The 18,691-nt window shown below is 68.2% G+C and carries 19 protein-coding genes; 6 read left to right on the top strand and 13 right to left on the bottom strand.

The window, feature by feature from the left end; all coding sequences use genetic code 11:
- Positions 1-13 precede the first annotated feature (13 nt).
- Complete coding sequence (gene ygiD, locus AAG688_RS15820) at positions 14-874, top strand: 4,5-DOPA dioxygenase extradiol (protein ID WP_411833146.1); 861 nt, start codon at positions 14-16, stop codon at positions 872-874.
- 22 nt (positions 875-896) lie between these two features.
- On the opposite strand, the gene purD is transcribed toward ygiD, so the two are convergent.
- From purD to AAG688_RS15795, 5 genes are all read right to left on the bottom strand, one after another.
- Positions 897-2,180, bottom strand: a complete 1,284-nt coding sequence (purD, locus tag AAG688_RS15815) for a phosphoribosylamine--glycine ligase (RefSeq protein ID WP_411833145.1) — start codon at positions 2,178-2,180, stop codon at positions 897-899.
- Positions 2,181-2,239: 59 nt separating this feature from the next.
- Complete coding sequence (locus AAG688_RS15810) at positions 2,240-3,109, bottom strand: DNA-methyltransferase (protein WP_411833144.1); 870 nt, start codon at positions 3,107-3,109, stop codon at positions 2,240-2,242.
- Between the two features lies 1 nt (position 3,110).
- A complete protein-coding gene (purH, locus tag AAG688_RS15805; protein ID WP_411833143.1) occupies positions 3,111-4,694 on the bottom strand; it encodes a bifunctional phosphoribosylaminoimidazolecarboxamide formyltransferase/IMP cyclohydrolase in 1,584 nt (527 codons plus the stop codon).
- An 89-nt stretch (positions 4,695-4,783) separates the two neighbouring features.
- Complete coding sequence (fis, locus tag AAG688_RS15800) at positions 4,784-5,056, bottom strand: DNA-binding transcriptional regulator Fis (RefSeq protein ID WP_411833142.1); 273 nt, start codon at positions 5,054-5,056, stop codon at positions 4,784-4,786.
- Positions 5,057-5,204: 148 nt separating this feature from the next.
- On the bottom strand, positions 5,205-6,041 hold the full coding sequence (locus AAG688_RS15795; protein ID WP_411833141.1) for a DUF3426 domain-containing protein: 837 nt from the start codon (positions 6,039-6,041) through the stop codon (positions 5,205-5,207).
- A 440-nt stretch (positions 6,042-6,481) separates the two neighbouring features.
- Between AAG688_RS15795 and AAG688_RS15790 the strand changes: the two genes are divergently transcribed.
- A complete protein-coding gene (locus tag AAG688_RS15790) occupies positions 6,482-7,312 on the top strand; it encodes a hypothetical protein (protein ID WP_411833140.1) in 831 nt (276 codons plus the stop codon).
- A 233-nt stretch (positions 7,313-7,545) separates the two neighbouring features.
- Here the strand turns inward: AAG688_RS15790 and prmA are convergent, their stop codons facing one another.
- From prmA to AAG688_RS15755, 7 genes are all read right to left on the bottom strand, one after another.
- Positions 7,546-8,466: a 50S ribosomal protein L11 methyltransferase gene (gene prmA / locus AAG688_RS15785; RefSeq protein WP_411833139.1), complete on the bottom strand. Its 921-nt coding sequence runs from the start codon at positions 8,464-8,466 to the stop codon at positions 7,546-7,548.
- Between the two features lie 124 nt (positions 8,467-8,590).
- Positions 8,591-9,958: an acetyl-CoA carboxylase biotin carboxylase subunit gene (gene accC, locus AAG688_RS15780; RefSeq protein WP_411833138.1), complete on the bottom strand. Its 1,368-nt coding sequence runs from the start codon at positions 9,956-9,958 to the stop codon at positions 8,591-8,593.
- A 54-nt stretch (positions 9,959-10,012) separates the two neighbouring features.
- Positions 10,013-10,330, bottom strand: coding sequence for a four helix bundle protein (locus AAG688_RS15775; protein ID WP_411833137.1), 318 nt, complete (start codon positions 10,328-10,330; stop codon positions 10,013-10,015).
- Positions 10,331-10,406: 76 nt separating this feature from the next.
- Complete coding sequence (gene accB / locus AAG688_RS15770; RefSeq protein ID WP_411833136.1) at positions 10,407-10,886, bottom strand: acetyl-CoA carboxylase biotin carboxyl carrier protein; 480 nt, start codon at positions 10,884-10,886, stop codon at positions 10,407-10,409.
- Between the two features lie 57 nt (positions 10,887-10,943).
- Positions 10,944-11,384, bottom strand: coding sequence for a type II 3-dehydroquinate dehydratase (aroQ, locus tag AAG688_RS15765; protein WP_411833135.1), 441 nt, complete (start codon positions 11,382-11,384; stop codon positions 10,944-10,946).
- A 267-nt stretch (positions 11,385-11,651) separates the two neighbouring features.
- Complete coding sequence (locus tag AAG688_RS15760; RefSeq protein WP_411833133.1) at positions 11,652-11,945, bottom strand: hypothetical protein; 294 nt, start codon at positions 11,943-11,945, stop codon at positions 11,652-11,654.
- Positions 11,946-12,480: 535 nt separating this feature from the next.
- A complete protein-coding gene (locus tag AAG688_RS15755) occupies positions 12,481-12,753 on the bottom strand; it encodes a hypothetical protein (RefSeq protein ID WP_411833132.1) in 273 nt (90 codons plus the stop codon).
- A gap of 148 nt (positions 12,754-12,901) precedes the next feature.
- On the opposite strand from AAG688_RS15755, the gene AAG688_RS15750 reads away from it, so the two are divergent.
- Positions 12,902-13,030 carry a hypothetical protein gene (locus tag AAG688_RS15750; RefSeq protein ID WP_411833131.1) on the top strand — a complete coding sequence of 43 codons (129 nt, stop codon included), beginning with the start codon at positions 12,902-12,904 and terminating at the stop codon, positions 13,028-13,030.
- 305 nt (positions 13,031-13,335) lie between these two features.
- Here AAG688_RS15750 and AAG688_RS15745 read toward each other — a convergent pair whose 3' ends face one another.
- A complete protein-coding gene (locus tag AAG688_RS15745; RefSeq protein ID WP_411833130.1) occupies positions 13,336-14,055 on the bottom strand; it encodes a helix-turn-helix domain-containing protein in 720 nt (239 codons plus the stop codon).
- 271 nt (positions 14,056-14,326) lie between these two features.
- On the opposite strand from AAG688_RS15745, the gene AAG688_RS15740 reads away from it, so the two are divergent.
- The 3 genes from AAG688_RS15740 (at position 14,327) to AAG688_RS15730 (ending at position 18,675) form a co-directional block, all read left to right on the top strand.
- Positions 14,327-16,333 (top strand): serine hydrolase domain-containing protein, encoded by a 2,007-nt coding sequence (locus AAG688_RS15740; protein WP_411833129.1) that lies wholly within the window; start codon positions 14,327-14,329, stop codon positions 16,331-16,333.
- Positions 16,334-16,411: 78 nt separating this feature from the next.
- Entirely contained in the window at positions 16,412-17,419 is a 1,008-nt protein-coding gene (locus AAG688_RS15735) for a dipeptide epimerase (RefSeq protein WP_411833128.1), read from the top strand.
- Positions 17,416-18,675, top strand: a complete 1,260-nt coding sequence (locus AAG688_RS15730; protein ID WP_411833127.1) for a peptide MFS transporter — start codon at positions 17,416-17,418, stop codon at positions 18,673-18,675. Before AAG688_RS15735 ends, AAG688_RS15730 begins: the two co-directional genes overlap by 4 nt.
- Positions 18,676-18,691: the final 16 nt, after the last annotated feature.

The following is an 18,691-nucleotide window of genomic DNA, read 5'->3' as shown; positions in this document are numbered from 1 at the left end:
GAAGGAGTCACCGATGACCGAAATCCCGATGCCGGCCGCGTTCCTGGGCCACGGCAGTCCGATGAACGCGCTGGAGCGCAACCGCTACACCGACGCCTGGCGCGCGTTCGGCGCGTCGGTGCCGCGGCCGCGCGCGATCCTGATGGTCTCCGCGCACTGGTACGTCAACGCCACCGCGGTCACCGCGATGGCGCGGCCGCGGACGATCCACGATTTCTACGGCTTCCCGCAGGCGCTGTTCGACATCCGCTATCCTGCGCCGGGCCTGCCGGAACTGGCCGAGGAGGTCGCCGACGCGGTCAGGCCCGATGCGGTGGGCGCGGATCTGGATGGCTGGGGACTGGATCACGGCGCCTGGTCGGTGCTGCTGCATGCGTTTCCCGAAGCCGACATCCCGGTGGTGCAGCTATCGATCGACGCGCGCCTGCCGCCGCAATGGCATCTGGCGCTCGGCGCGAAGCTGGCCGTACTGCGCCGGCGCGGCGTGCTGGTGATGGCCAGCGGCAACGTGGTGCACAACCTGCGCGCGATCGACTGGCAGCGGCCGGACGAAGGCTTCGACTGGGCGCATCGTTTCGACGAGCGGGCGCGCGAGCTGATGTCGCAACGGCCGCACGACATCCCTGAACTGGTCGGGCACCCGGATTACCCACGCGCCGTGCCCACGCCGGATCACTTCCTGCCACTGCTTTACATCGCCGGACTGGCGGCGGCGGAAGGGCGCCCGGCCGAAGTGCTGGTGGATGGATACGCCTACGGCTCGCTGTCGATGACGGCCTATGCGCTGGACGCGGGTAAGCTGCTGATCGCATCCGGCCTGGGCGGCGCGGCAACGCTGGCGACTTCGCTGCCGCCGGACGCCGCCAACGTCTGAACGCCGCCGCGCGAGGGCGGCGTCAGCCTTCGCGCGCGATCGCGCGCCAGCCGATGTCGTGGCGGTGGAACTCGCCTTCCCAGCGGATGGATCGCATCGCCGCGTAGGCGTGCGCCTGCGCGTCGGCCACGCTGTCGCCGAGGGCGGCCACGCACAGCACGCGGCCGCCGCTGGTGACGACCCGGCCGTCGCGCAGTTGGGTTCCGGCATGGAAGACCTTGGCGTCGTCCGGCAGCGGCGCGTCGAGGCCTTCGATGGCGTCGCCGGTGCGCGGCGATTCGGGATAGTTCGCCGCGGCCATCACCACGCCCAGCGACGGGCGCGGATCCCACTGCGCCTGCACGCCTTCGAGCCGGCCTTCGATGGCGGCCTCGACCAGATCGACCAGATCCGATTGCAGGCGCAGCATCACCGGCTGGGTTTCCGGATCGCCGAAGCGCACGTTGAACTCGATCACCTTCGGTGCGCCGGACGCGTCGATCATCAGGCCGGCGTAGAGGAAGCCGGTGAACGGCATGCCGTCGGCGATCATGCCGGCCACGGTCGGTTCGACCACTTCGCGCATCACCCGCGCGTGCACTTCCGGCGTCACCACCGGCGCCGGCGAATACGCGCCCATGCCGCCAGTGTTGGGACCGGTGTCGCCGTCGCCGACGCGCTTGTGGTCCTGGCTGGTGGCCATCGGCAACGCGGTGCGGCCATCGACCATCGAGATGAAGCTGGCTTCCTCGCCTTCGAGGAACTCCTCGATCACCACCCGCGCGCCGGCCGCGCCGAAGGCGTTGCCTGAGAGCATGTCGCGCACCGCGGCCTCGGCCTCGGCCTGCGTCATCGCCACGATCACGCCCTTGCCGGCGGCCAGGCCGTCGGCCTTGACCACGATCGGCGCGCCTTTCTCGCGCAGGTACGCCAGCGCCGGCTCGACCTCGGTGAACACCGCGTAGAACGCGGTGGGGATGTCGTGGCGGGCGAGGAAATCCTTGGCGAAGGCCTTGCTGCCTTCCAACTGCGCGGCCGCAGCGGTCGGGCCGAAGATGCGCAGGCCGGCGGCGCGGAAGCGATCGACCACGCCGGCCACCAGCGGCGCCTCCGGGCCGACCACGGTCAGCGCGACGCCTTCGCGCGCGACCAGCGCCAGCAGGCCGTCGATGTCGGTGGCGGCGACGTCGACGTTGCGGCACTTGTGCTCGCGCGCGGTGCCGGCGTTGCCGGGCGCGACCAGCACTTCGTCCACGCGCGGGGATTGGGCGAGCTTCCAGGACAGCGCGTGCTCGCGGCCGCCGGAACCGATGACCAGAAGTTTCAAGGGGATGTCCTGGATGGAGGTTACGCGCGTAATTCTAGCGGCTGCGCAGCCGGATGCGGCTACGCCGCGCCGGCGGCTTCCTTCAGTCGCGCGGCGGCGATGCGGATGTATTCCGGATCCAGCTCGCTGCCGACGTACAGGCGGCCGCTGCGCAGCGCGGCCACGCCGGTGGTGCCGGAGCCGTTGAACGGATCGAAGATGCGCGCGCCCGGCGCGGTGGAGGCCTCGATGCAGCGCGTCAGCAGTTCCAGCGGCTTCTGGGTCGGGTGCCGGCCGTGGCCCTTCTCGTCGCGGCCCGGCGCGGTCAGCCGCCACACCGACTTCATCTGCTTGCCGTCGTTCTCGGCCTTCATCGCCGCGTAGTTGAACAGGTAGCGGCTCTTGTCGGATTTGGCCGCCCAGATCAGCGTCTCGGTGGAATGGGTGAAGGTGCGGCAGGCCAGGTTGGGCGGCGGGTTGGGCTTTTCCCAGGTGATGTCGTTGAGCAGCTTCATGCCCAGCTGCTGCATCGCGAAGCCGACCGAGTGGATGACGTGGTGGGTGCCGGACACCCACAGCGTGCCGTCGGGCCTGAGCGCGTCGCGGCAGCGGCGCAGCCACTCCTGGTTGAACTCGTGGTTGAGGTCGGGGCTGCGGCTCCTGTCCCACTCGCCCTTGTCGACCTTGACCATCTTGCCGGCGTGGCAGGTGATGCCGCCGTTGGAGAGGAAATACGGCGGGTCGGCGAAGATCATGTCGAAGTACCCCTGCGGGTGCTTGTCGATGATGCGGTCCAGCAGCTCGAAGCAGTTGGCGTGGTAGAGCGCCGCGCGCCCGGACGGTTCGGCCCAGGCCAGCGCGTTGGGCGAGGTCGCGGTGGCCGGGAACGGGCCCAGCCCCAGCGGATCGGCCGGGGCGCGGCGGACGGTTTTCTTCGCGCGCGCCTGCACGTCAGTGGCGGAAGTGGCGCACGCCGGTGAACACCATCGCGATGCCGTGCTCGTCGGCCGCCGCGATCACTTCGCCGTCGCGCATCGATCCGCCCGGCTGGATCACCGCCTTGATGCCGGCGGCGGCGGCGGCGTCGATGCCGTCGCGGAACGGGAAGAACGCATCGGAGGCCATCACCGAGCCCTCGACCTGCAACTGCACGTCGGCGGCCTTGATGCCGGCGATGCGCGCCGAGTACACCCGGCTCATCTGGCCCGCGCCGACGCCGATGGTGCGGTTGTCGCGCGCGTAGACGATGGCGTTGGACTTGACGTACTTGGCCACGCGCCAGGCGAACAGCAGGTCGCGCAGTTCGGCGTCGCCGGGCGCGCGCTGCGTGACCACCTTCAGCTCGCCGGCGCTCATGCCGCGGTTGTCGGAAGATTGCAGCAGCAGGCCCGAGCCGACGCGCTTGCTGTCGTAGTTGTTCAGGCCCTGGCCGTGCGGGATCTTCAGCACGCGCACGTTGGCCTTCTTGCGGGCGTAGTCGAGCGCGCCGTCCTCGTAGTCCGGCGCGATCAGCACCTCGACGAACTGGCGATCGAGGATGACCTTGGCGGTGGCCGCGTCCAGCGTGCGGTTGAAGGCGATGATGCCGCCGAAGGCGGAGGTCGGGTCGGTCGCGTAGGCCAGTTCGTAGGCGTCGCCGCAGGCCGCGCCCACCGCCACGCCGCAGGGGTTGGCGTGCTTGACGATCACGCAGGCCGGCGCGTCGAACTGGCGCGCGCATTCCCATGCCGCGTCGGCGTCGGCCAGGTTGTTGTAGCTCAGTTCCTTGCCCTGCAACTGCTGGAACGTGGCCAGCGTGCCCGGCACCGGGTACAGGTCGCGGTAGAACGCGCCGGACTGGTGCGGGTTCTCGCCGTAGCGCAGGTCCATCACCTTGACGAAGGTGGCGTTCATCTGCGCGGGATACTCGTTGCGCACCGGCACCGCGGCGGAGGCGTCGGCCACCGCCGACAGGTAGTTGCCGATCGCCGCGTCGTACTGGGCGACGCGGTTGAACGCGGCCACCGACAGCGAAAAGCGCGTGGCGGCCGACAGCGCGCCGTCGTGCGCGTCCAGCTCGGCGACGATGCCGTCGTATTGCGCCGGATCGGTAGCCACCGCGACGCGGGCGAAGTTCTTGGCCGCCGAGCGCAGCATCGCCGGGCCGCCGATGTCGATGTTCTCCACCGCCTCTTCCAGCGTGCAGCCGGCGCGCGCGGTGACCTCCTCGAACGGGTACAGGTTGAGCACCAGCAGGTCGATCGGCGCGATGCCGTGCCGCGCCATCACCGCGTCGTCGGTGCCGGCGCGGCCGAGCAGGCCGCCGTGCACCAGCGGGTGCAGCGTCTTGACCCGGCCGTCCATCATCTCGGGGAAGCCGGTGACCTCGGACACGTCCTTCACCGCCAGCCCGGCCTCGCGGATCGCCCTGGCGGTGCCGCCGGTGGAAAGCAGCTCGACGCCGCGCGCGGCCAGCGCGCGGGCCAGTTCGAGCAGGCCGGTCTTGTCGGAAACGGACAGCAATGCCCGGCGCACGGGCAGGAGATCGGTGGTCATCGGGGAGGCGGTGCGGAAGCGGAAGCGCGCATTATAGCCAGCCGCCGCGGGCCGGGTTCCGCCGGCGCGGCGCGCTGGCAGCAGGCGGCTCAGGCCAGCCCGTAGTCCTTCAGCTTCTTGCGCAGGGTGGCGCGATGGATGCCGAGCAGCGCGGCGGCGCGGCTCTGGTTGCCCTCGCAGTGGTTCAGCACTTCGACGAACAGCGGGATTTCCATCTCGCGCAGCACGATCTCGTAGACGTCGTCGGCCTCGCTTCCGTCCAGATCGCGCAGGTAGCGTCGCACCGACTGGGCGACGTGTTCGCGCAGCGGCGGCCGCGGCGCGGCGCGGCTGTTGTCAGGACGTGTGGAGGCGGCGTTCACTCGTATCCCTCTCAAGCGATGGACAGCGTCGGCGACGGCGGCGCTGTCCAGCGGGGGAACGAGTCTAGCGCCTCGCCCGCAGCGGTGCATCCGGTTTCTTTCCGTGAACCGGGTCGCAGCCCGGATGCGACTGCCGGCGCGGCGCCGGTTACAGGAAATCGAACGAGTACGCGACCACGCTGGCGCTGGGCTCGCGGATGCGCACCGACACCTGCGCGCTCTGGCCGGCGGCGATGCCGTGCGGGTCGGCGCCGTCGTCGAGGTACTCGGCCGGTTCCAGCGCGCGCGCGCCGAGCGTGCGGCCGTCGGCGTCGCGGAGCGTCAGCAGCAGCCGCGGCCACGGCTGCCGCCAGCGCGCGTCGTTGCGGAAGGTGGCGCGCGCCTGCAAGGTGCCCGGCACGCCCGGCAGCGGGCGCACGTCGCGATCCAGCATCGCGAACGCGGACGGCTCGCGCCAGGGCGGCAGTTCGCAGCGCAGCATGCCGCACAGCGAGACCAGCAGCGGGCGCCAGCGCGCGTCGCTGGCCAGCTGCGCGCGATCGGCCAGCAGGATCTGCAAGGCCAGCAGCAGCGCCAGTGCAAGGACGGCCAGGATCTGCCATCGCGAGGCCGGGGCCTGCGCGGGCCTGGAATGCGCGCGGCGGATGAAGCTGGGGCCGTGCGCGGCCCCAGCGGGGACGGTGGCCGGCGCGGGTTGGCCGCCGGCCGCCACCGAGGCCGCGGATTCGCCCGGCGCGGTCGCCGTTGCGGCTTGCACATCCCCCTGCAGGGCGGCGGAAGCGGAGGCGTCCGTCGCCGCCAGGGTCGCGGCGGCGTCTTCGCCTTCGGCTTGCGCAGCCGCCTGGCCGGCAATGGGTGGCGCGTCGTCGTCGTTGGCCGGCTCCGGTGCGACCCCATCGGTTTCCTCGCGGACCACCTCACCGGCATCGTCGCCGATGGCATCGCCGACCTTCGCCGCTTGCGAGGCCGGGGGAACATCCGGCATCGCGGGGTGTTCCTCGGGCGGCTGATCGAGCACGTGTCCGGCGGCCATGCTGTCGGCAGCCGGCACGGATGGTTCGGTGGCGCTTGCGGATGCCGCGGTGGCGGGGGAGGAACGCAGCAGGCTGGCGAAACTGTGTGCGCCCGTGCCCGTGCCCGTCGCCAGCGATGGTGAGGGCGCATCCGTACCGGTTCTGTCCGCTGGTGCCGGCGTGAGTCCCAGGTCACCGCCGCAGCGCGGGCACAGCGCGGGAGCGGCCGGCGCATCGGCAGCGGTGGCGATCAGCTCGTGGCAGTGCGGGCAGGCGATGAACATGGCCTTATTCAATCACGGCGCGGGCCGGCAGTGTGCACCGGCGTGCGGCACTCAGGCGCGGTGCACGCCATTGAGACGCAGAGGAATGTCATAAAGCGTGCATCTTGAAATTGTGAGGAGTTTTTCGTATGGGTAAAGGCATTGCCACTGGAAATGAAATCGAAATGGTTGGTAGACGCAAAAAAGTTCTTTTGTTTTCCATGTCTCTGGCAGTGCTTGCGCTTCTATTCTTTGTGGCGAGCAGGGAATGGGGCGGGTTGGATGAGGGCAGTGCGTCGGATGCCTCCTATGGCCCGGGTCATTTCGAAGTGGATGAGGCTGATGCATTGAGGCAGCAGGAAGCTGCTATTGAGAGGCTGGGTGCGCCTCTTCTCGCAAAGGGGAATCGTGGAAATTCAAGCTCACTGGAAGTGGGGTTCCGCTGGAATCCAGATAATCCCGGGATTGCAGAAAGCGAGCAAGATGCTGCTTGGTTGGAGAAGAATGGATATCCGGGCGCGGATGTCCAGATGTACCTGATGTCATTGCCTGTCGATTCCCTCAAGACGTTGTCTGAAAATGGGAATCATCCTGCGCAAGCCATTTATGCCCTCCGTTTAGCCCAGGCAGGCGCATCGCATGCCGACACTCAGGATATTCTGCTCAGGAGCGCTGCATCGGGATCTGTTTATGCCTTGAAGATGGCGGGTGATATCTATATGACGGTAGATGGATATCGTGATCCGGCAATGGCAAATGCTTTCTATGGCCTGCAAACAAGAAGCGGAGATCAAGCAGGGTTTGCGCAGAGACATCTGTTGGGAAGAGGACTGTCGGAAGAACAGAGGTTGCGCTCGGAAGTATTGGAAGAGCTAATGTGGAGGAATCTAAAAAAGACATGCATATCGACACCAAGGCCTGGCTTCATGGAACTATTGGAAAAAGGATTGCAACCAGCCAATGAGATGAACAATAAATGATGCGTAACCAGAGAAAGCCTGAAAAACCCTTTCTGTGGCTATTGCGGCAAGTGGTGGCGTTGTCGCATGTGTAGTGCATCAAGGACCCAGGCTGGATATATACCTGGGTGCTGTTTTGCCGGTTTCGATAGGCCAATTGATAGATCAGAGGCTTCAGGGTGAATGGGGTATTAGAATAATGGCCGGTACGCGTGTTGCCGCTTTGAAGGCGGTAACACGCGATTCGGTTTCAATTACGGGCGGCGCACGCCGTCGATGCGCATCCAGTCCTCGTCGCGCTCGCAGCGCAGCGATTCGAACCACGGCGCATAGCGTTCCAGCAATTCCTGTTCCTGCCCGTGCAGGATGCCGGACAGGGCGATGCGCCCCCCCGGCGCCACCCGCGCGGCCAGCGTGTCGGCCAGCGCATCCAGCGCCGAGGCGAGGATGTTGGCGACCACGATCGGGTAGGTCGCGGCCGGTTCCGCTTCGGGTGCATGCACCTCCAGCCGATCGCCGACCTGGTTGCGCTGCGCGTTGTCACCGCTGGCGATCAGTGCCTGCGGGTCGTTGTCCACGCCGGTCGCGCGCGATGCGCCCAGCTTCAGCGCGGCCAGCGCGAGGATGCCCGAGCCGCAGCCGAAGTCGAGCACGGCCTTGCCCTGCAGTTCACCGCGCACGGCCAGATCGTCCAGCCAGCGCAGGCACAGCGCGGTGGTCGGATGGGTGCCGGAGCCGAACGCCAGGCCGGGATCGAGGCGGATGACGGCGGCGTCCGCGTCCTGCGCCTCGGCCGGCACCGCGTGGTTCCACGGCACGATGAAGGTGCGCTGGCCGAAGCGCATCGGCTGGAACTGATCCAGCCAGGCGCGCTCCCAGTCCTGGTCCTCGACGCTGCGGAACGCCACCTGCGTCCAGTCCAGCCCCGGGTCGAAGGCCTCCAGTGCGGCCAGCAGCGCCAGCGCGTTGCTCTCGTGCGGGAACAACGCAGTCAGCACCAGCGACTTCCACAGCGGCGTCTGGCCCACCCCGGGCTCCAGAATCGCGCGCTCGTTGCCGGTGTCGGCATCGGCGTCGAGCATCGTCACCGCCAGCGCGCCGACGTCCTCCAGCGCGTTCTCGTAGCGCGGCTGTTCGGATTCGGTGCAGCGCAGGGAGAGTTCGAGGTAGGGCATGGGAGGTGAGGAGTGAGCGAAGAGGAGTGAGGAGTGAGTGAGCAGGGGGGGCAAGGGTGGGGAAAACAGTCGTTCGTCCTGCTTTTCCTCGCTTCTCACTCCTCTTCGCTCACTCCTGATTCCATCATGTCAACGCGATGGTCTTGCTCTTGCGCTCGGCCAGCCGCTTTTCCAGGTAGTGGATGTTCTGGCCGCCGGCCTGGAAGCCCTGGTCGCGCATGATCCGCTGCTGCAGCGGGATGTTGGTCTTGATGCCGTCGACGACCATCTCGCTCAGCGCCACCCGCATGCGCGCGATCGCGGTGCCGCGATCCGGGCCGTGCACGATCAGCTTGCCGATCATCGAGTCGTAGTTCGGCGGCACGCGGTAGCCTTCGTAGATGTGCGTGTCCACGCGCACGCCGGCGCCGCCGGGGGCGTGGAAGTGCTGGATCAGGCCCGGGTGCGGCATGAACGTCTCCGGATCCTCGGCGTTGATGCGGCACTCGATGGCGTGGCCGCGCAGCACGATGTCCGATTGCCTGATGGAAAGCTTCTGCCCGGCGGCGATGCGCAACTGCTCGGCGACCAGGTCGATGCCGGTGACCATCTCGGTGACCGGGTGCTCGACCTGGATGCGGGTGTTCATCTCGATGAAGTAGAAGCGCCCGTTCTCGAACAGGAACTCGAAGGTGCCGGCGCCGCGGTAGCCGATGCGGATGCAGGCCTCCACGCAGACCTTGCCGATCTCGGCGCGCAGTTCCTCGCTGATGCCCGGCGCCGGCGCTTCCTCGACCACCTTCTGGTGGCGGCGCTGCATCGAGCAGTCGCGCTCGCCCAGGTGGATGGCGTTGCCCTGGCCGTCGGCCAGCACCTGGATCTCGACGTGGCGCGGGTTCTCCAGGAACTTCTCCATGTAGACCATGTCGTTGCCGAACGCGGCCTTGGCTTCCTGCTTGGTGGTGGCGATGGCGTTGACCAGCGCGCCCTCGGTGTGGACCACGCGCATGCCGCGGCCGCCGCCGCCGCCGGCGGCCTTGACGATCACCGGATAGCCGATCTCGCGGGCGATCTTGACGTTGGCGGCTGCATCGTCGCCGAGCGGGCCGCCCGAGCCGGGCACGCACGGCACGCCGGCGGCCTTCATCGCGCGGATCGCCTCGACCTTGTCGCCCATCAGGCGGATGGTGTCGGCCTTGGGGCCGATGAAGACGAAGCCGGACTGCTCGACGCGCTCGGCGAAGTTGGCGTTCTCCGACAGGAAGCCGTAGCCGGGATGGATGGCCTGCGCGTCGGTGACCTCGGCCGCGGCGATGATCGCCGGGATGTTGAGGTAGCTCTCGGCCGACGGCGCCGGGCCGATGCACACCGACTCGTCGGCCATCGCCACGTGCTTGAGGTTGCGGTCGACGGTGGAATGCACGGCCACCGTGCGGATGCCCAGCGTATGGCAGGCGCGCAGGATGCGCAGCGCGATTTCGCCGCGGTTGGCGATGACGACTTTATCGAGCATGGGAAGGCCGGGAATAGGGAATGGGGAATCGGGAATGGGAAAAGGCTTGCATCTTCATTCTTTGTGGTTGTCCAGAACCTTCATCAAGGCGGTCAACTTGGCGAAGATCGTATCGATCAGCCCGTCGAGCTCCTCGCTCGCGTTCATGTAGCCGAGCCGGTGGGCAATCTGCAATTGCGTGCTCGCCTCGGAAAGCGATCCGCGTGCGATCGAAAGAAAGCGAAGGTATTCGGGAGTGGAGCGGCGCGCGGCGCCCTCGGCGATGTTGGATGGGATGCTGACGGCGGCGCGACGCAACTGCGCCGTCAATCCAAAACGCTCCGACTGGGGAAATGTTTCCGAAAGCTTGTAGATCATTTCCACCAGGCTCATGGAGGCACGCCATACGTCGAGCCGCTCATGCGGCCGCTTCGGCGATTCCCCATTCTCCATTCCCGATTCCCGGCTCTCAGCCGATCACGAACAACGGCTGATCGAACTCGATCGGCTGCCCGCTCTCGCACAGGATCGCGACCACGGTGCCGGAGACGTCGGCCTCGATCGGGTTGAACATCTTCATCGCCTCGATGATGGCCAGGGTCTCGCCGGCCTTGACCGCCTGGCCGACGCTGACGAACGCCGGCTTGTCCGGCGCCGGCGAGGTGTAGAAGGTGCCGACCATCGGCGCGCGCACGACGTGGCCCTCGGGCAGGGCGGCGCCGGCCTTGGCGCTGCCGCCGGTGGCGGCCTCGACCGGGGACTGCATCGGCATCGGCACGGCCGGGCGGGCCTCGACCTGCATCACCGCCGGCGCGGCCTGGGTCATCGGGTAGCCGCCCTTGGGCACGCGCGCCAGCCGCACCGATTCCTCGCCTTCCTTGATCTCGATTTCGGCGAGATTCGATTCTTCCAGCAGGTCGATGAGTTTCTTGATTTTGCGGAGATCCATGAGGGGCCTCTTGGTTGGGCGGCTTCCCCCGGCAGGGGAGAGACGAAGGGAAAGGGGTCAGGCCGGCAAGCGCGCCAGCGCGGCGTCGAGCGCGTAGCGGTAGCTGTCGGCGCCGAAGCCGCAGACCACGCCGACCGCCTTGTCGCTGAAATAGCTGTGCTGGCGGAACGGCTCGCGGGCGTGCGGGTTGGACAGGTGGATTTCGATGAACGGCAGGGCCACCGCCGCCAGCGCGTCGCGCAGGGCGACCGAGGTGTGGGTGAAGGCGGCCGGGTTGATCAGGATGAAGGCGGTGCCGTCGGCGCGCGCGGCCTGCACGCGGTCGACCAGCTCGTGCTCGGCGTTGGACTGGAAGCTCTCCAGCGCGTGCCCGGCGGCGGCGGCCTGCGCGGCCAGCAGCGCGTCGATGTCGGCCAGCGTCGTGCGACCATAGACCTCCGGCTCGCGGCTGCCGAGCAGGTTGAGGTTGGGGCCGTGCAGGACCAGCAGTTTCGCCATCGGCTTGGGTGCGGTGAAAGGGCGGCAGTCTGCGCGATGCCGGCGATGCTGTCCAGATCGCCGAAGTTCGCCGCGTTTCAAGCATCCGCTTGAATTTCTGCGGATTCCTTTGCGCTGTAGAGCGGACTTGGCCGGAAGATGGCCTGCACGCTCCGGACGGCACGGGAGCATCCGGGCCAACGCACTAGTATCGGGGGATTTGCGGGTTTGAGTGCAGGAAACCCCCGGGCAGCAGGACCGCCCGGAGTATGGGATTGCAGGGAATGTCTAGAGGAAAGCCGTTGCGACCAGAAAGGCGACAGCCACGGCAATGGCAACGCCCATCCACTTCACCAGCTTGAGATCCGACTTCATGTCGGCAAGCTCAATCTGGATGCCGACAAGGCCCTCCCGGATGTCGTCCCTGAAGCCGGCAAGGTCGTCCTTCCTAGCCAGGTGGCCAGAGCTGGATTCTGCGAGCGCCACCGTCAGAGCCTCTGTCCACGCCTTGGCTTGCGCCTCGGGGAAGTCGGCCGACTTCAGCTTTTCATAATACTGCAGCGTATCGAACCGGAGGGTCATGGTTACTCCTTACACATGGAATGTCGGGGGTTGTTTTCCTGGCTTGCCTGTCCGGGTGGCGGGCCGTCCTTCCGGTCGGGATGGGCCTTGTCGAGGTTGCGCAGGACAATTGCGCCCACGGTGACGACAACCGCCCGATGATGGCGATGCCAATGCTTCCGGGCATGTCGGGATCTCATGGATCTTGGTCTCCTGGTGGCGAATGGCGTGTGTTGGCCGTCATCCGGGTGTTCAGGAGCATGGCGGTTGGATGCCGGTTCCACCTGGCGGCGGCCTCCGGGCCAAAGCCGAGGCCGGGGGATACATTGGGCCGCTGGCCGGCGTGGCATGGCTGGATTTCGTGCCGATGCTCATGTCTCCCCCGGTGTTTGGCGGCGAAGGATGATGCCCAGGGACTGCGCGCTCCAGCCTTCGTCGCTGGCCTCGATGCAGTCCAGGCACCAGTGGTCGGGGCCGCCGTTTACCAGCACCACCACCGCATCCAGATGGCCGCATATTACGCAAAGACAGGGCGGCGATGTCTTCACTTTCTTCTCTACTTGCGTGATGGAAGGAGGCGGTACAGTTCTTCAAGGAAGCGGGGGGTGTATTTCCAGATAATCCGCGGGAGGTTATAGGCCGGGCGAAAATACGTCCGCGCCCCCTCCAGCGCAGCGCGGCAGACGACCTCGCCGAAATTGATGCGCCATCCGTCTCCGGGCAGCTTGTTGCCGGGTTCATCCTTCCCGTCCAGGGGGGTATTTCCTTCTGGGGATGGTTCATCGCAATCCTCCTGTGCCGGTGGTTCGTGTGGTTGTTCTTCCAGCATAGGAAGACGAACTCGATTCACCAAAAAATCGGCACTCCGGTGCAATCGCGCCCCTGGAGGCCAGCTGTTGCTGGAGAGGTTGGATGCTGATCAAGTCATTTGGGGGGCGGGGATATGTCCTCGGCGGCGCGAGTGCTATCCTCCGGCCATGAGCATCATGAAGCGGATGATTCGGGCGTTCGGCGAGGGGTTGATCGAGAGCGTGCCTTTGTTCTTCGAGCCACTAATCATCGCCTGGCGTCGCGGAAAGCAATGGATCGCCAGGAATCGCCGCTGATGCCGGGTTCCGACATGCCTTGTCGTGATCCTGCGCACCCCCTGCCGGGGGTTGTGACCGAAGCCGGGTACATCGAGTAGGTTCGCAACAGGCTTGATGCCGCTCGCGCCGACCCGCGTCCAGGCATGACTTCCGCGCAGGTGCTCGAATACCTCGGAAACCGGGCTCGCGACATCCGCTCCCGCACATGAAGGCCGGCATGAGTGCATGCCTTGATCCATTGATTTCCCCGCTCGGTTGCGGGGATCGGGGTATGTGCAACAGCATTCGCGAACCGCTTTAAGTCGGTCGCACAAAACCGGGGGCTACTTCTTCGCTGCCGCGCGGCCGGATCTGGCCGGCGCCCGCGCCGGGGTGGCGATCTGGCGGGGGCGCCGGCCCTTGCCCGGCCGATGGGTCGCATCGCCGTTTCCGTGCTGGCTCATCAGCGATTCGAGCAGTTGCTCGTCGGCGCTGGAACAGACGCCGAGCAGCAGCGCCTCGTCGCAGCCGGGCGCGGCGACGTAGGCGTGTCCCATGTTCGAGTCGATGTAGACGCCCTGGCCGGCGCCGAGCTCGACCGGGTCGTAGAACTCGGTATGCACCTCGATCCGGCCTTCCAGCACGTGGATGTATTCCTCGCCGGAGTGGTGGACCAGGGCGCCGAACTCCTCCAGGGTCTTGGCGCGCACCCGCGTCAGCACCGGGATCATGCGCTTGCGGCGCAGCTCCGGGCACAGGTAGTAGTAGTCGTAGTTGGGCGTGTTGACCTCGATGGCGTCGTCGATGCGGCCGATGCTGCGGCGCGCGGTCACCGCCGGCTCGGGCGCCTCGTCCTGCTCGGCGAACAGCTCCGACATGCGCAGCTTCAGCCGCTGGCTCAGTTGCAGCAGCTTGTCGTAGGTCAGGGTCAGGCGGTCGTGCTCGACCTTGGACAGGGTCGAAAGGGGGATGCCCGTCTGCTCGCTCATCTGCTTCAGCGTCCATCCCCGGCGCGTGCGCAGGGAGCGCAGCAGGCTGCCGATCGTGGGGTGTGGCGAGGTCATCCTTCCTGGCTCCTTTGCGTGGCCGGTGCGGGACTGCCCGGCCAAGCCTGGCCAACATCATCGCTTCCCCGGGCAGGGCAAGGAAAGCGCGGCGTCGCCGGCGCCGGCCGCGGCGCCCCTTGGCGGGCACGACCTCCGGCACGTTGACAATTCTCTAATTAGGACCATTATTGCCAAATCAGGATAACTGCGGTCCTGGGAGAAAGCCATGCGGCCGCGGCGCGATACCCAACACGACAACCATGACAGGGGAGAACTGCCGATGCGCCCGATGTCCATGATCCTTGCCGGCCTGCTGGCCGCGGCGCTGATGCCCTCCGCCGCCGCGCAGGAGCCCGACGTGGCCAAGCAGGCCCAGGCGGCGCTGAAGCCGGTGCCCGCCGAAGCGGCCGCGCCGTCGCCTGCGTCCGCGGTCACCGCGCCGGTGCTCGAACGCGGCGACGTGGAGGCGTGGCTAGACGGCTTCCTGCCCTACGCGCTGGCTTCCGGCGACATCGCCGGCGCGGTGGTGGTGGTGGTCAAGGACGGCCGGACGCTGCTGCAGAAGGGCTACGGCCACGCCGACCTGGCCACGCGCGCGCCGGTCGACCCGGAGGCCACGCTGTTCCGGCCCGGCTCGGTGTCCAAGCTGTTCACCTGGACCGCGGTGATGCAACTGGTCGAGCAGGGCAAGCTGGATCTCGATGCCGACGTGAACCGGTACATCGACTTCGAGATCCCGGCGCGCGACGGCAAGCCGGTGACGCTGCGCCAGGTCCTGACCCACACGGCGGGCTTCGAGGAACAGATCCGCGCGCTGATCATCACCGACCCGAAGAAGGTGGTGCCGCTCGGCGAAGCGCTCAAGCACTGGGTGCCCGGGCGCATCCACGCGCCGGGCGGCACGCCGGCCTATTCCAACTACGCCACGGCGCTGGCCGGCTACATCGTCGAGCGCGTGTCGGGCGAGCCCTTCGACGCGTACATCGCGCGCCACATCTTCGAGCCGCTGGGGATGGACAGCTCCAGTTTCAGCCAGCCGCTGCCGCCGGTGCTGCTGGAAAGGATGGCCAAGGGCTACCGCAAGGCGTCGGATGGCGAGCCGCAGGACTACGAATTCATCAGCCTGGCGCCGGCCGGCAGCCTGGCGGCGACCGGCGCGGACATGGCCCGCTTCATGATCGCGCACCTGGGCGGCGGCGCATTCGGCGATGCGCGCATCCTCGGCGCGGAGACCGCGCGCACGATGCACTCGCAGGGGCAGGCCTCGATCGGGCCGCTCAACCGGATGATGCTGGGCTTCTACGAAACCTCGGTCAACGGCCGCCGCGCGATCGCCCACGGCGGCGACACCCAGTGGTTCCACAGCGATCTGCAACTGTTCCTCGACGACGGCGTCGGCATCTTCGTGTCGATGAACAGCTCGGGCCGCGATGGCGCGACCGGGCACATCCGTGGCGCGCTGGTGCGTGGCTTCGCCGACCGCTATTTCCCCGCGCCGCCGGCGAACCATCCGGGCGTGTCCGCCGAGGACGCGAAGTTGCACGCGCGGCAAATCGCCGGGGCCTATACCAGCAGCCGGCGGCCCGACGGCACCTTCCTGTCGCTGGCCAACCTGCTGGGAGCGGTCAAGGTGGCGCCGGACAAGGACGGCACCATCAGCGTGTCGATCGCGCTGGCGCCGAGCGGCGCGCCGAAGAAGTGGCGCGAGGTCGCGCCCTACCTGTGGCAGGACACGGCCGGCGCCGACCGGCTCGCGGCCGAGGTCGTCGACGGCCGGGTGACGCGCTTCAGCATGGAACCGTACGCCCCGATCATGGTGTTCCAGCGGCCGGCCGGGTGGCGCTCGCCGGCGCTGCTGCTGCCGCTGCTCGGCCTGAGCCTGGCGATACTGCTGCTGACCGTGCTGGCGTGGCCGATCTCGGTGCTGGTGCGGCGCTACTACGGCGTGCCGTACCGGTTGTCGGGCGCCGATGCGCGCGCGCACCGGCTGGCGCGGATCGCCGCGCTGGCGGTGCTGCTGGCGATGGGGGCGGTGCTCGGACTGGTGGTGGGGATGCTGAGCAACCTGTCCATGACCAGCACCGACACCGATGGGCTGATCATTGCGATCCGCCTGCTCGCCACCCTGGTGCTGCCGATCGGCGCGGCGCTGGCGGCGTGGAGCGCGTGGCAAGCGCTGCGCAGCCGGCGCAGGCTGCTCGCCAAGGCGTGGGCCGTCGCGCTGGCGCTGTCGTGCCTGTTCCTGCTGTGGATCGGCATCACCCAGCACGTGATCGGCTTCGGCGCCAGCTACTGACCGCCACGCGGCCGGCGGCGGTGCCGCCGGCCTTCCGCCGCATCCGCCTCCTTCCGTCGAACAGCGCGTGTCCAGCCCATGACCCTCAAGCTCGAACTGCACAACGAGCCGCTGCCCCTGTCCTCGCCGTTCCGGATCTCCGGCTACGTGTTCGACGCGATGCCCGCCACCGTGGCGACGCTGCGCGACGGCGTGCACGAAGGCCGCGGCGAGGCCGCCGGCGTGTACTACCTCGACGATCGTCCCGAGCGCATGCTGGCCACGCTGGAGTCGCACCGCGGCGCGATCGAGGCCGGCATCGATCGCGACGAGGCGCAGCGGCTGCTGCCGCCCGGCGGCGCGCGCAACGCGCTCGACTGCGCGCTGTGGGAACTGGAGTCGCAGCGCACCGGCGTGCCGGTGTGGAAGCTCGCCGGCGTGCCGTCGCCGCGGCCGCTGCTGACCACCTTCACCCTCGGCGCCGACGAACCGGCGGCGATGGCGCGCGGCGCGCAGGCCTACGCGCAGGCGCGCGCGCTGAAGCTCAAGCTGACCGGCGACCTCGAACTCGACATCGCCCGCATCCGCGCGGTGCGCGCCGCGCGGCCGGACGTCTGGATCGGCGTGGACGCCAACCAGGGCTACCTGCGTGACCCGCTGGAGCGGCTGATCCCCGCGCTGGCCGACGCGCGCGTGTCGCTGCTCGAGCAGCCGTGCCGGCGCGGCCACGAGGCCGAACTCGACGGCATCGACCACGCCGTGCCGATCGCCGCCGACGAGAGCGTGCTGCACCTGGGCGAGATGGACCGGCTGCCGGGCCGCTTCGACGTGGTCAACATCAAGCTCGACAAGTGCGGCGGGCTGACCGAAGGCCTGCGCATGGCCGAGCGCGCGCGGCAGATGGGGCTGAAGGTGATGGTCGGCAACATGGCCGGCACCAGCCTGGCGCTGGCGCCGGCGTTCGTGCTGGGCCAGCTGTGCGACGTGGTCGATCTGGACGGCCCGACCTTCCTCGTGCGCGATCGCAGCCCGGGCGCGCGCTACGAGGATGGCAGGGTCGATTGCGCGGACGAGGTCTGGGGTCCGCGGCGGGTCGACATGGCGTGAACACGGCGCCGGAGAAAACCTGGTTCGGCCAGCCGCGCGGGCTGACCATCCTGTTCCTGACCAACATGTGGGAGCTGTTCTCCTACTACGGCATGCGCACGCTGCTGGTCTACTACATGACCAAGCAGCTGCTGTTCGCGCAGGAGAAGGCGTCCTTCATCTACGGCACCTACACCGCGCTGGCGTACTTCACCCCGATCCTCGGCGGCGCCGTCGCCGATCGCTGGCTGGGCAAGCGCAACGCGGTCGTGCTCGGCGGCAGCATCATGGCGCTGGGCCATTTCGCGATGGCGTTCGAGCCGCTGTTCTACGTCGGATTGGCGACCATCGCGCTCGGCAACGGGCTGTTCCTGCCCAGCCTGCCCAGCCAGATCAACGATCTCTACCGTGCCGACGATCCGCGCCGCGGGCGCGCCTACAACGTCTACTACGTCGGCGTGAACATCGGCGGCTTCCTCGCGCCGCTGGTCTGCGGCACGCTCGGCGAGGTGTACGGCTGGCACTACGGCTTCGGCGCGGCGGGCATCGGCATGTTCGCCGGCTTGATGATCTACGTGTTCGGACGCGGCTACCTGCCGCCGGAACCGTCGCGTTCGCGCCCGGCGGCGCCGGTGGGCGCGCAGGCCGGCAACCGCCACGCGGTCTGGTGGCTGCTGCTCGGCGTCGGCGTCGCGGCGACGATCTTCCGCGGCGCCTACGAGCAGATCGGCAACACGCTGGCGCTGTGGATCGACACCGGCGTGGATCGCGCCTGGGGCGCGTTCACCATTCCGATGACCTGGTTCCAGTCGCTCAATCCGCTGCTGGTGATCGCGATGACGCCGCTGCTGCTGGCGCACTGGCGCCGCCGCGCCGACGCGGGGCGCGATACCTCCCCGGCGCTGCGCATGGCGCTCGGCGCGCTGATCGTCGCCGGCGCGTACCTGCTGCTGGCCGCCGTGGCCGGCGGCGCCGACGGTGCGCGGGTGGGCTGGCACTGGCTGCTGGCGTTCTTCGTCATCCTGACGATCGGCGAGCTGTACATCCTGCCGACCGGCCTGGGCCTGTTCGCGAAACTGGCGCCGCCGCGGCTGGGCGCGACCACGGTGGCGTCGTGGTTCCTGGCGGTGTTTACCGGCAGCCTGCTGGCGGGCCTGGTCGGCACCTTGTGGACGAAGACCAGCCATGCCGGCTTCTTCCTGCTGCTGGCGGGCCTGGCCACGCTCGCCGCGCTGCTGCTGTGGCGGCTCGACCGGCCGATCCGCCGGCATTCCTGACAAACCCACGGAGGCA

The sequence above is a fragment of the Pseudoxanthomonas mexicana genome (assembly GCF_046736355.1).
GTDB lineage: Bacteria > Pseudomonadota > Gammaproteobacteria > Xanthomonadales > Xanthomonadaceae > Pseudoxanthomonas_A > Pseudoxanthomonas_A mexicana_B.
The sequence above is the reverse complement of the archived record's forward strand: the minus strand, read 5'-3'. Positions and strand labels throughout refer to the sequence as shown.

Bases quoted from the DNA above. Each gene is read 5' to 3' on its own strand.
- AAG688_RS15750 (WP_411833131.1), top strand. From the start codon at position 12,902: ATGAGCATCATGAAGCGGATGATTCGGGCGTTCGGCGAGGGGTTGATC.
- purH (WP_411833143.1), bottom strand. From the start codon at position 4,694: ATGACCACCGATCTCCTGCCCGTGCGCCGGGCATTGCTGTCCGTTTCC.
- ygiD (WP_411833146.1), top strand. From the start codon at position 14: ATGACCGAAATCCCGATGCCGGCCGCGTTCCTGGGCCACGGCAGTCCG.
- AAG688_RS15735 (WP_411833128.1), top strand. From the start codon at position 16,412: ATGACCCTCAAGCTCGAACTGCACAACGAGCCGCTGCCCCTGTCCTCG.
- AAG688_RS15795 (WP_411833141.1), bottom strand. From the start codon at position 6,041: ATGCCGGATGTTCCCCCGGCCTCGCAAGCGGCGAAGGTCGGCGATGCC.
- AAG688_RS15740 (WP_411833129.1), top strand. From the start codon at position 14,327: ATGTCCATGATCCTTGCCGGCCTGCTGGCCGCGGCGCTGATGCCCTCC.
- AAG688_RS15775 (WP_411833137.1), bottom strand. From the start codon at position 10,330: ATGAGCCTGGTGGAAATGATCTACAAGCTTTCGGAAACATTTCCCCAG.
- prmA (WP_411833139.1), bottom strand. From the start codon at position 8,466: ATGCCCTACCTCGAACTCTCCCTGCGCTGCACCGAATCCGAACAGCCG.
- accC (WP_411833138.1), bottom strand. From the start codon at position 9,958: ATGCTCGATAAAGTCGTCATCGCCAACCGCGGCGAAATCGCGCTGCGC.
- aroQ (WP_411833135.1), bottom strand. From the start codon at position 11,384: ATGGCGAAACTGCTGGTCCTGCACGGCCCCAACCTCAACCTGCTCGGC.
- AAG688_RS15790 (WP_411833140.1), top strand. From the start codon at position 6,482: ATGGGTAAAGGCATTGCCACTGGAAATGAAATCGAAATGGTTGGTAGA.
- accB (WP_411833136.1), bottom strand. From the start codon at position 10,886: ATGGATCTCCGCAAAATCAAGAAACTCATCGACCTGCTGGAAGAATCG.
- AAG688_RS15745 (WP_411833130.1), bottom strand. From the start codon at position 14,055: ATGACCTCGCCACACCCCACGATCGGCAGCCTGCTGCGCTCCCTGCGC.
- AAG688_RS15760 (WP_411833133.1), bottom strand. From the start codon at position 11,945: ATGACCCTCCGGTTCGATACGCTGCAGTATTATGAAAAGCTGAAGTCG.
- AAG688_RS15755 (WP_411833132.1), bottom strand. From the start codon at position 12,753: ATGCTGGAAGAACAACCACACGAACCACCGGCACAGGAGGATTGCGAT.